The sequence below is a fragment of the Streptomyces populi genome (assembly GCF_002911015.1).
Taxonomy (GTDB): Bacteria; Actinomycetota; Actinomycetes; order Streptomycetales; family Streptomycetaceae; genus Streptomyces; species Streptomyces populi.
Genome location: NZ_KZ627034.1, coordinates 1 through 9,445, shown reverse-complemented (window position 1 = coordinate 9,445; position 9,445 = coordinate 1). Strand labels below are relative to the sequence as shown.

Here is a 9,445-nt window from a genome sequence, read left to right as displayed (position 1 = left end):
TCCTCGGCGGTGACGACGACGTTGGGCGCGGAGACCGACATGGCGGCGGCCACGCGTCCGTCGGCGCCGCGGACGGGGGCGGCGACGCAGTTGATGGACTCCTCGTGACCGCCGAGGTCGGTGGCCCAGCCCTGTTCGCGCACCGTGGCCAGCTCTTTCAGGAAGGCGGGGGCGTTGGGGGTCGAACGGGCCGTGTACATGGGGTAGTCGAGCCGGTCGGCGACGGCGCGGCGCTCGGCCTCGGGCAGGTCGGCGAGGAGCAGTTTGGCGACCGCCGCGACGGTGATGGCGACGGGCTTCCCTATCCGCGAGTACATGCGCACCGGGTAGCGGCTCTCCACCTTGTCGATGTAGAGCACCTCGTTCTCCTCGTACACGGCGAGGTGGACGGTGTGTCCGCAGCTCTCGTTGAGGCGCACGAGGTGGGGGTGGGCGATCTCGCGGACGTCGAGGTTCTCGACGGCCTCCTGGGCGAGGGCGAAGAGCCGGGCACCGAGCCGGTAGCGCTGGTCGGACTGGCGGTACACCAGACCGTGCTCGTTCAGGGTGCGCAGCAGGCGCAGGGCCGTGGACTTGTGGACGCCGAGGCGGTCGGCGACCTGGCCGAGGTCGGCGGGGCCCTCGGCGAGCAGCGGCAGGATGCTCAGTGCTCGGTCGACGGTCTGGCTCATGGCGTACGTACCTCCTCCGCGGCCCGTGCGTCGGCTTCGGTCCAGCCGGGGCCGAGACGAAGTGTCTCCCAGGCACGGTCGTCGAGAGCGGCGAGCCGGTCGGCGTGCCTCCGGGCGGGCGGGTCGGCGAGGTCGCCCGGGACGGTGAGCGCGGCGGCGGCCGTCAGATGGCCGTGCCGCAGCCGGTCGCGGACGGGAAGGCCGCGCAGGGTGGCGGAGAGGAACCCGGCGGCGAAGGCGTCACCGGCACCGACGGCGGCGACGACGTCGACCCGCAGGGCGCGCACGAACGTGACGGTGCCGGTGGCGTCCTCGGACCCCTGGGGCACCTCCTTGTCGAACACGACGGCCCCGCCCCCGCCGTGCTTGACGACCAGGACGTCCGGTTCGGGCAGTGCCTCGCGGATCGCGCGGGCTCCGCGCAGCCCCCAGGCCTCGTGCGCCTCGTCCTCGCCGACGAAGACGACGTCGGCGCCGCGAGCGAGGTCGAGCAGGACGCGCGGCCCCTCGGGCCGGTCGCGCCACAGGCCGGGGCGGTGGTTGACGTCGAAGGAGACGAGGGGGCGGCCGGTCCGGGGGGCGGTCAGCTCGCGCATCAGGGCCAGACAGCCGTCGGAGAGCGCGGCGGTGATGCCGGACAGGTGGAGCACGCGGCCCGAGCGGGCGGCGGCGAGGTCGGTGTTCCGCGTCGTCATGGCCGAGGCGGCGGATCCGGCCCGGTAGTAGGCGACTTCGTGGGAGCCGGTCGCCCGGTCCGCCGCGGTGCGGAAGTAGACGCCGGTGGGCCGGCCGGGGTCCCGGCGCACGGCGGAGGTGTCGACGCCGTACGCGGCGATCGCCTCCACCAGGTGGTCGCCGAACCCGTCGGCGCCGACCCTGCCGACCCAGCGGACGGAGTGACCGGCGCGGGCGAGCACGCACGCCACGTTCGACTCGGCCCCTCCGATGCCCCGCTCGAACGAGGGCACGTCGGCGAGGCGTCCGGCCCGGGTGGGCAGGAAGGTGACCATGGACTCGCCGAGCGCCACCACGTCGACGGTGCCGGCACCTGTGTCGGGGCCGGTGCCGGTGCCGGTGCCGGTGGACGCGGCATCCGCGGGTCCGTTGCTGCTCACGGTGGTCGGGGCTCCTCGCTCTGGCGGCCGACGGCGGCGAACGGCACCGTTGACCCTGCGTCGGCTGGGATGTTAGACAGCTGAAAACGACATACGCAATGAGCGTTGCACATGATGCAACATGATCGAACAGGCCGAACAGGCCGAGGAGGCCCCATGAGCGCCGACACCGCCGCCGCACCACTGGCCGCTCTCGCGGCGGAGCGCGTCGACCACCGTTTCAAGGGGCTGCCCCCGGACGCCGCCGGCCTGAGCGTCGGCGAGCTGACCGCCCAGCGCCGCAACCTCTTCACGGACGGTTTCACCACCCCCGTCCTCGCCCTCTCCGCCGAGCGCCTGGCCCACAACCTCGGACTCATGGAGACGTACGCCACCCGGCACGGCCTCGCCTTCGCCCCGCACGGCAAGACGTCCATGGCGCCCCAGCTCTTCTGGCAGCAGATCGAGCACGGCGCCTGGGGCATCACCCTCGCGGTCCCCCACCAGGTGCGGGTGGCACGGGAGTTCGGCATCGACCGGATCTTCCTCGCGAACGAACTCGTCGACCCGGCGGCCCTCGGCTGGATCGCCGCCGAGCTGGCCGCGGACCCCGACTTCGAGTTCGTCTGTTACGTCGACTCGGTGCGCGGGGTGGAGCTGATGGACGCCGCGCTGCGCGGGAGCGTCCGCCCGGTGGACGTCGTCGTCGAACTCGCCGCGGGGGCGGGTGCCCGTACCGGCGCGCGGACGGAGGAGGAGTGCGCGGCGGTCGCCGACGCGGTGGCGGCGACCGGAACGCTCCGGCTGGCCGGCGTCGCGGGGTACGAGGGCGAGGTCCCGGACGCGAACCCCGAGCGGGTGCACGCCTGGCTGCGGCGACTGACCGCGCTGGCGGCGGACTTCGACGACGCCGGGCGGTTCAAGGACGTCGGCACGATCGTCGTCAGCGCGGGCGGCAGCGCCTGGTTCGACGCGGTCGCCGACGTCTTCGCGGAGATCCCCGAGCTGTCGCTCCCCGTCCTGAAACTGCTGCGTTCGGGCGCGTACGTCTCGCACGACGACGGCCACTACCGCAGGCTCACGCCCTTCACCCGCGTCCCGCGGGAGGGTGCCCTGCACCCGGCGTTCCGCCTCTGGTCGCAGGTCGTCTCGCGGCCCTCCCCCGAGCAGGCCTTCACCAACGCCGGCAAGCGGGACGCGGCCCACGACCTCGACCTGCCCCTCGCCCAGGCCGTGCGCCGCGGTGGAACCGAGCGTCCGGCGGCCGGCATCGAGGTGAGCGGGCTCTCCGACCAGCACGCCTGGCTGCGGACCGCTCCCGAGGCGGACCTGGAGGTCGGCGACTGGGTCGGCATGGGCCTGTCCCATCCGTGCACGTCCTTCGACAAGTGGCAGCTGATCCCGCTGGTCGAGGCGGACGGCACGGTCGTCGACTACATCCGTACGTTCTTCTAGAGATCCGTTCCCCGGACCTGTTCCCCGGATCCGTTCCCCGGATCCGTTCCCTACGACACGGGAGACGCCCCATGGACCTCGCCGACCTGGTCGTCCAGGACGTGGACGTCGCCGACGGCAGCGGCGCCCCCACCTACCGCGCGGACGTGGCCGTCAAGGGCGGCCGCATCGTCGCGATCGTCAAGGAGGCCGCGGCGGCCGGCTGCCAACGGCCGCGCGGCACCCGGGAGATGGATGCCGAGGGCCTGGTCCTCGCCCCCGGCTTCATCGACATGCACGCGCACAGCGACCTCGCGCTGCTGCGGGACCCGGACCACAGCGCGAAGGCCGCCCAGGGCGTGACCCTCGAAGTGATCGGCCAGGACGGCCTGTCGTACGCGCCGGTCGACGACCGGACGCTCGCCGAGGTCCGCCGGACGATCGCCGGCTGGAACGGCCACGGCGACGACGTCGACTTCGACTGGCGTTCCGTGGGCGAGTACCTGGACCGTCTCGACCACGGCTTCGGCGGCGAGGGCATCGCGGTCAACGCCGCCTACCTCGTCCCCCAGGGCACCGTCCGCATGCTCGCCGTCGGCTGGGAGGACCGCGAGGCGACCCCCCGGGAGCTGGACCGGATGCGGCAACTGGTGGCGGACGGCCTGCGCGAGGGCGCGGTCGGCATGTCCTCGGGGCTGACGTACACGCCGGGGATGTACGCCCGGGACGCCGAACTCACCGCGCTGTGCCGGGTGGTGGCCGAGCACGGCGGCTACTGGTGCCCGCACCACCGCTCGTACGGGGCGGGCGCCCTGGAAGCGTACGAGGAGATGGTGGCCCTCGCCCGCGAGGCGGGCTGCCCGCTCCACCTCGCCCACGCCACCATGAACTTCGGGGTGAACGAGGGGAAGGCGCCGGAGCTCCTCGCGCTGCTGGACGAGGCGCTGGCGGAGGGCGCCGACATCACCCTGGACACCTATCCGTACACCCCCGGGTGCACCACCCTCGCGGCGCTGCTGCCGAGCTGGGCGAACGAGGGCGGACCGGAGGCGGTGCTCGCGCGGCTGCGGGACGACGGCACCGCCGAACGGATCCGGCACCACCTGGAGGTCGTGGGCGCGGACGGCTGCCACGGCGTGCCCGCCGAGTGGGAGACGATCGAGGTCTCGGGGGTGAACGACCCCCGCCTCGGCCCGTACGTCGGCCGGACCGTCCGGGAGTCGGCCCGCCTGCGCGGCGAGGAACCCTGGACCGTCGCCCGGCGGCTGCTGGTCGAGGACCGGCTCGGCCCCACGATCCTGCAGCACGTCGGCCACGAGGAGAACGTCCGGGCGATCATGCGGCACCGGGTGCACACCGGCGGCTCGGACGGCATCCTGCACGGCGACAAGCCCCACCCGCGCGCCTACGGCACCTTCCCGCACTATCTCGGCCACTACGTGCGGGAGTTGGGCGTCCTGACGCTGGAGGAGTGCGTCGCGCGTCTCACCGGCAGGCCGGCCGCCCGGCTGCGGCTGCCCGACCGCGGCCTGGTCCGCGAGGGGTACCGCGCCGACCTGGTGCTCTTCGACCCGGCGACGGTCGCGGCGGGCTCGACCTTCGCGGCGCCGCGCACCCTGCCGACCGGCATCCCGCACGTCCTGATCGACGGCCGCTTCGTCGTCGAGGACGGGCGCAGGACGGACGTGCTGGCGGGACGGGCGGTCCGCCGCACGGCGTGACCGCCCGCCCTCCCGCGGTGTTACGGCTTGGGCAGGACGCACCCGCTCAGGCTCAGGTCGAGCTTGTTGCCCGTCGTGAAGCAGGCCGGGATCTGGTAGGTCTCCTCGGCGTAGTTGATGCCCTGGCGGACGGTGACGGTGCCGTTCGCGTCGACCTCGCAGGGGTTGTTCACCGTGCAGCGTTCGCCGTCCTCGTTGCCGGTGTTGTTGACGGCGACGACCTTGCCGGTGGACCGGTCGACGACCGGCGAGCCCGAGGTGCCACCGATGGTCTGGCAGGCGGAGGTGTAGCGGACCGAGTCCTTCCAGGTCCAGTCCCCCTCCTTGAGGCGGTACACGAACCCGTCGATGTTGCAGCTGTAGAGACGCTTCCAGTAGCCGGAGGCCACGGTGATGGCGGTGCCGGCGACCGGGTGCGTGTCCTGCACGGTCAGCGCGCTGATGCCGTACGAGTTCTTGATGGTCGCGTACGTGCTGGTGAGCTGGTAGATCGTGATGTCCGTGTCGGTCATGGTCGAGTACGCGACCTTGCTCGCGCGCAGGGTCGCGACCCTGGTGCCCGCCGAGTTCAGCAGACCGAAGGTCCGGCTGGACGACTGACCGACGATCACCTCACCGGGGTCGGGGAAACCGGTCTCCAGGCAGTGCCCGTTGGAGAGCACGAGCGCCGGGTCGGAGTCCGCCGAGTTGGGGAAGCGGACGACCGAACCGGAGCAGTTGCTGAGCGCGACGGTCCCGGCGAGGCTGACGGCCTGGAGGGTGGGCGCCGCCTTGGTGTCCGCCGTGACGGCCGGGGCCGACACGCGTGCGGGAGCCGGGTGGGAGGCGGGTACGGCGTGGGGAGCGGGTGCCGCGACCGCGGGTGCCGCTCCCGCCCCGGCCAGCACCAGGGCGAACAGAGCGGCGACGAGAGGCTTTCTCATGTGGGGGTCCCCTCTTGCGACTTGGGGCCGTCGGAGGTCGTCCGGCGGCCTTCCGCCGGCCGGAGGTCTTCCGGCCGTCTCTTGTCATGCGCATTGTGATGGGGGAGGGGAAAGTGAACAAGGAGCGGTTTCCGGCCTGTCGGCGCGGTGGACGGCGGGCGGGCGGCGTCCGACGGGGCGGACACCGCCCACCACGACGCCGACCGAGGGACGCCTCGTACGCCTCCCCGCGCGACGGAGGAACGACGCACCGCCCGCGGGGGCCTTCACTCCGGGCTCCGGGCCGGGAACCTGACGGACAGGCGCCCCTCCCCCCGGGCGGACGACGGGCCGGGGACCCGGCAGGCGGATGCCTTCCGACCGGGCGGACGACAGGGCTGGGAACCCGGCAGGCAGACACCTCCGGCCAGCGAACGGCAGGCCGAGAACCCGGCCGACGGATGCCTTCCGGCCGAGCGGACGACGGGCCGGGGACCCGGCGGACAGACACCTCCGACCGGGCGAACAGCAGGCCGGGAATCCGGCAGGCAGATACCTTCCGGCCAGGCGGACGACAGGCCGGGAACCCGGCGGACCGATACCTGGCGACCGGATGAGCGGCGGGCCCGGCTGCCGGTCTGGCTCCAGCCCCAGCACCGGCTCCGGCCCCAGTCCCAGCCTCGGCACCGGCTCCGGCTCCGGCTCCGGCACCGGCTCCGGCACCGGCTCTGACCCCAGTCCCGGCCTCGGTTCCGGCCCCGGCGCGCGGAGGCCGTGGCGAGCGGGCGGTTCACCGGGGGCGGCCGGGTCTCCCCCGTCGGCCGGGCCGCGCGAGGGCGAGCGGGATCACGGCGCGCGTCGCGGAACGGTTCGGCCCGTTACCGGGGCCCGGCGGGCCGCCCCGGTCCGGTCACCGGCTCGCCGTTCGACGGCGAGAGCCCCGTGCCCGCCCCCCTCGCGGCGGGGCCGGCTCACCGGGACCGGGGGTCAGTTCGACCAGCCGCCGTGCCCGTGGCCGTTCCCGCGGCCGCGGCCGCCCGTCGCCGAGGCGGTCGGGGTGGCCGGGGCGGTCGAAGGCGCCGCGGTGGTGGCCGGCGCGGAGCGCGCGGGAGCGGTGGAAGCGCCCCTCGACGCGGAGGCGCTCGCGCTCGCGGTCGCGCCCGCAGAGGCGGCGCCCGCGCGGGCGGACGGGGCGGCGGGCGCCGACACGGTGGCCGACGGGGCCTGGAGGGGCTGCGCGGAGGAGGTCGCGGTGGAGTCGTCGTCCGCCTCGGCGGGTCCGGTGGGGAGGTGCACCGGGCGGGTCGTGTGCTGGGGCGTGCCGCCCGCTCCCCCGGCCGTCCCGGAGTCGAACACCCCGGAGACGGCCAGACCGAGCGCGACGACGCCCGCGGCGCCCCCGGCCACGGCCAGCCGCCGGGTCAGCTTGTTGCGGCGGGTCTCCCTGCGGCGCGACCGCCGCTCCTGCCGTCCCCCCGGGCCGCCGGCCACGACGGGCAGGACGCTGGTGTCCTCACCGTCCGTGTACGCCTTCCGCCAGCCGTGCGCCTCGGCGGGATCGGCGTACGTCTCATAGGCCAAAGGCGCCTCGCCGTCGCTCTGCGGGAGGTACACCGTCGGCCGGGCTTCGGGATCTCCGGACTGCCAGGACATGATCGCGCATTGTAGGGACCACCGGGGCCTCCGGTGCACCCCGAGGACAAAATTGCCGGAACCCACACGTCTCACGTGGTGGAAAACACGCCCCGGCGCGCGGCGGGCGGCCGTAAGCTCACGACATGCAGGTGATCCAGTCCACGAAGCTCGCCAACGTCTGCTACGAGATCCGGGGTCCGGTTCTTGAGGAGGCGATGCGGCTCGAAGCGGCCGGACACCGCATCCTCAAGCTCAACACGGGCAACCCGGCCGCCTTCGGGTTCGAGTGTCCGCCCGAGATCCTCGAGGACATCCTCCGCAACGTCTCCTCGGCGCACGGTTACGGCGACGCCAAGGGCCTGCTCGCCGCCCGTCGCGCGGTCGTGATGCACAACCAGACCCTCGGCATCGAGACGGACGTCGACCACGTCTTCATCGGCAACGGCGTCTCCGAGCTCATCGTGATGGCGATGCAGGCGCTGCTGGACGACGGCGACGAGGTGCTCGTACCGGCCCCGGACTACCCCCTGTGGACCGCGGCGGTCTCCCTGTCCGGCGGCACCGCCGTGCACTACCGCTGCGACGAGCAGTCCGACTGGATGCCCGACCTCGCGGACGTGGAGCGGAAGATCACCGACCGCACCAAGGCGATCGTCATCATCAACCCGAACAACCCGACCGGCGCGGTCTACGACGACGCGATGCTCCGGGGACTGACGGACATCGCCCGGCGGCACAACCTGCTGGTCTGCTCCGACGAGATCTACGACAAGATCCTCTACGACGGCACCACGCACACCGCGACCGCCAAGATCGCCCCCGATCTGCTCACCCTCACCTTCAACGGCATGTCGAAGGCGTACCGGGTGGCGGGCTACCGCGTCGGCTGGATGTCGGTCTCGGGGCCGCGCGCCCACGCCGCCTCCTACATAGAGGGTCTGACGATCCTCGCGAACATGCGGCTGTGCGCGAACATGCCGGGGCAGCACGGAGTGGTGGCGGCGCTCAGCGGGCGCCAGACGATCAACGACCTGGTCCTGCCGGGCGGACGACTGAAGGAGCAGCGGGACGTCGCGCACGAGCTGCTGACGCAGATCCCGGGTGTGACCTGCGTGAAGCCGAAGGGGGCGCTGTACCTCTTCCCGCGCCTCGACCCGAAGGTCTTCAAGGTCAAGGACGACCGGCAGATGGTGCTCGACCTGCTGCGCAGCGAGAAGATCATGGTCGTGCAGGGGACGGGCTTCAACTGGCCCGAGCCGGACCACTTCCGGGTGGTCACCCTGCCGACGGTCGCGGACCTGACGGACGCGGTGACCCGGATCGGCTCGTTCCTGGACGGCTACAGCCAGCCGTGACGCCCGCCGGGGACGCGCCTTGCGCTCACCCTGTGTGTGCGCCGCGCCCCATTGTGCGAACCAGCTCAACTTTAGACGAAATCCAAGCTAGGATGGCTTCCTGCCAGGCACAGGAGGCCATCCCATGTACGAACCGATCCGCACGAAGTCGGTCCACACGATGGCCGGCACCCCCTCCGCCGACTTCCCCCACCGGTCGCGCGAGGAGGAGCTGGACATCCAGCTCGCCGGTCACCTCGCGGCGCTGCTCGCCGTCACGGACGAGATCCGCGCGCTCGCCCCGTCCGCCGACCTGGACGCCGGCGCCGCGCGGCTCGCCGAGCAGGTGACCCGGCTGCGCGGCGGCGCCCCGCTGCGCACCCAGACCGCCGAGGCACCCGACGCCTCCCGCCTCGCGACCCTCCACCGGCGGGCCCACGCCCTCGCGGGCCGCGCCCTGGTCGTCGCGGCCTCCCGCGCCGACACGGCCGCGGCGATCCTGTCCGCCGAGCGCATGGACGCCCACGCGTCCGCCGCCGAACCCCGCGAGCTGGCGACCCGCTGACACCTCGGCCCGCGGGCCGAGTCCCGGCCTCCCGGCCGAACCCCTCGGGCCCCGGGCCCGAGGCCCCGCACGGCCCCGGTCCGCGCGCC

At 73.6% G+C, this 9,445-nt stretch carries 8 protein-coding genes; 4 read left to right on the top strand and 4 right to left on the bottom strand.

From position 1 onward, the window contains the following. Together CW362_RS41605 and CW362_RS41600 are read right to left on the bottom strand one after the other, a co-directional pair. The coding region (locus CW362_RS41605) for an IclR family transcriptional regulator (RefSeq protein WP_103554782.1) at positions 1 to 671 on the bottom strand (671 nt) is incomplete at its 3' end. Then, positions 668 to 1,786, bottom strand: coding sequence for a sugar kinase (locus tag CW362_RS41600; protein WP_103554781.1), 1,119 nt, complete (start codon positions 1,784 to 1,786; stop codon positions 668 to 670). The genes CW362_RS41605 and CW362_RS41600, both read right to left, overlap by 4 nt. Before the next feature lie 156 nt (positions 1,787 to 1,942). On the opposite strand from CW362_RS41600, the gene CW362_RS41595 reads away from it, so the two are divergent. Then, a complete protein-coding gene (locus CW362_RS41595; protein ID WP_103554780.1) occupies positions 1,943 to 3,220 on the top strand; it encodes an amino acid deaminase in 1,278 nt (425 codons plus the stop codon). A gap of 71 nt (positions 3,221 to 3,291) precedes the next feature. Next, positions 3,292 to 4,920: an N-acyl-D-amino-acid deacylase family protein gene (locus CW362_RS41590; protein WP_103554779.1), complete on the top strand. Its 1,629-nt coding sequence runs from the start codon at positions 3,292 to 3,294 to the stop codon at positions 4,918 to 4,920. A gap of 20 nt (positions 4,921 to 4,940) precedes the next feature. On the opposite strand, the gene CW362_RS41585 is transcribed toward CW362_RS41590, so the two are convergent. Then, positions 4,941 to 5,843, bottom strand: coding sequence for a S1 family peptidase (locus CW362_RS41585; RefSeq protein WP_103554778.1), 903 nt, complete (start codon positions 5,841 to 5,843; stop codon positions 4,941 to 4,943). 966 nt (positions 5,844 to 6,809) lie between these two features. Beyond that, on the bottom strand, positions 6,810 to 7,475 hold the full coding sequence (locus CW362_RS41580; RefSeq protein WP_103554777.1) for a hypothetical protein: 666 nt from the start codon (positions 7,473 to 7,475) through the stop codon (positions 6,810 to 6,812). A 125-nt stretch (positions 7,476 to 7,600) separates the two neighbouring features. On the opposite strand from CW362_RS41580, the gene CW362_RS41575 reads away from it, so the two are divergent. Next, on the top strand, positions 7,601 to 8,812 hold the full coding sequence (locus CW362_RS41575) for a pyridoxal phosphate-dependent aminotransferase (protein ID WP_103554776.1): 1,212 nt from the start codon (positions 7,601 to 7,603) through the stop codon (positions 8,810 to 8,812). A 124-nt stretch (positions 8,813 to 8,936) separates the two neighbouring features. Beyond that, positions 8,937 to 9,356, top strand: a complete 420-nt coding sequence (locus CW362_RS41570) for an SCO4983 family protein (protein ID WP_103554775.1) — start codon at positions 8,937 to 8,939, stop codon at positions 9,354 to 9,356. The last annotated feature ends 89 nt before the right edge of the window (positions 9,357 to 9,445 follow it).